We start from the raw sequence: 510 nt of genomic DNA, 5'->3' as shown, positions 1-510 counted from the left end.
CGCCGGCACCGCGGATTTCGAGGTCGTGGGTGGCCAGGACAAAGCCGGCACCGAGGTCCTGGGCGTTGGCGATGGCTTCCAGACGCTTCTGCGCATCATCGGTCATGGCCTTGCGCGGCGGGGTGAGCAGATAGGCATAGGCCTGGTGATGGCTACGGCCGACGCGGCCGCGCAGCTGGTGCAGCTGGGCCAGGCCGAACTTGTCGGCGCGCTCGATGATGATGGTGTTGGCGCTGGGCACATCGATGCCGGTTTCGATGATGGTCGAGGCCACCAGCACGTTGAAGCGCTTGTGGTAGAAGTCGCTCATCACTCGTTCCAGATCGCGTTCGTGCATCTGCCCGTGACCGATGCCGATGCGCGCCTCGGGCACCAGTTCGGCCAGGTCGCGGGCGCACTTCTCGATGCTTTTCACCTCGTTGTGCAGGTAGTAGACCTGGCCGCCGCGCAGCAGCTCGCGCAGCAGCGCCTCCTTGATCACCGCGTTCTGCTGCTCCATGACGAAGGTGC

At 65.1% G+C, this 510-nt stretch carries 1 protein-coding gene; it reads right to left on the bottom strand.

The genetic code is table 11. From position 1 onward, the window contains the following. Positions 1-510 (bottom strand): helicase-related protein (locus N879_RS16955; RefSeq protein WP_041202992.1); only part of this gene is annotated, 510 nt, incomplete at both ends.

This window comes from Alcaligenes sp. EGD-AK7 (genome assembly GCF_000465875.3).
GTDB classification, from domain to species: domain Bacteria; phylum Pseudomonadota; class Gammaproteobacteria; order Burkholderiales; family Burkholderiaceae_B; genus Alcaligenes; species Alcaligenes phenolicus.
This window is presented reverse-complemented; position numbering and strand designations above follow the sequence as displayed.